This window comes from Caenibacillus caldisaponilyticus (assembly GCF_002003465.1).
Lineage (GTDB): Bacteria > Bacillota > Bacilli > Bacillales > Sporolactobacillaceae > Caenibacillus > Caenibacillus caldisaponilyticus.
The window spans coordinates 1-1,239 of record NZ_BDDQ01000164.1 but is presented as its reverse complement, the minus strand read 5'-3'; the positions used below and the strand labels follow the sequence as shown (position 1 = coordinate 1,239).

General features: G+C 52.7%; 1 pseudogene. It reads left to right on the top strand.

Annotation, left to right across the window (positions count from 1 at the left end):
- Positions 1-112 precede the first annotated feature (112 nt).
- Positions 113-1,239: pseudogene (gene ltrA / locus CCB157_RS17055) on the top strand (group II intron reverse transcriptase/maturase); the annotation flags it as partial.

Here is a 1,239-nt window from a genome sequence, read left to right as displayed (position 1 = left end):
TCCTGACGGAACTCTTTCAAGGAAAGATGGGTGAGCCCGGAGGCCTTGGATAGAGGGCTGAGCATTGCCCGGCAAGACTTGAACCCCATCCCGCGGAGGGAAAGAGATCTCGATGGCGCTGTTGGAGACGATTCTGTCACGGAACAACTTAATCACTGCCCTCAAACGGGTGGAAGCAAATAAAGGGGCTCCGGGCATCGACGGCGTTCCGACGGAACAACTCCGCGATGATATCCGGAAGCACTGGAAGTCCATTAAGAGACAATTGCTTGAGGGAACCTACAAGCCGGCGCCGGTCCGGAGGGTCGAAATCCCGAAACCCAATGGAGGCGTCCGATTGTTGGGGATCCCAACCGTGATGGATCGGTTCATCCAACAGGCCATCCTTCAGGTGCTTACGCCGATCTTTGATCCCCATTTTTCTCCGTACAGCTATGGCTTCCGCCCCAAGCGGCGGGCCCACGATGCGGTCCGGCAAGCTCAGAAATATATCCAAGAAGGATACCGATATGTCGTCGATATCGATCTGGAAAAGTTCTTTGACCGGGTGAATCACGACATTCTGATGAGCCGGGTTGCACGGAAGGTCGAGGACAAGCGAGTTCTGAAATTGATAAGGGCCTACTTAAAAGCTGGGGTGATGCTGGAAGGTGTCCGGGTTCGTTCAGAGGAAGGCACGCCGCAAGGCGGGCCATTGAGTCCGCTCGTGGCCAACATCCTGCTGGATGATCTGGATAAAGAACTTGAAAAGCGGGGGTTGAAGTTCTGCCGCTACGCCGATGACTGTAACATTTATGTCCGCAGTCCGCGTGCGGGCCAAAGAGTCAAACAAAGCGTTCAAAAGTATCTGGAGAAGAAGTTAAAACTCAAAGTCAACGAGGAGAAAAGTGCGGTCGACCGCCCCTGGAAACGAAAGTTTCTAGGGTTCAGCTTCACGTCTCAACGAGAAGCTCGAATCCGACTCGCCCCGAAATCCGTTCAACGGTTTAAGAATAAAATCCGGCAACTGACGAATCCGAATTGGAGTCTTCCAATGGAGGAACGTATCCGGAAACTCAACCAATATACCATGGGATGGATGGGGTACTTCGCGTTAATTGAGACCCCCTCTCCCTTGAAGCGCCTGGAAGAATGGATAAGAAGAAGGTTGAGACTGTGCCGTTGGCACCAATGGAAAAGGGTGAGAACTCGAATTCGTTGAACTGAGAGCCCTTGGGCTCAAAGAACACGAAGTGTTCG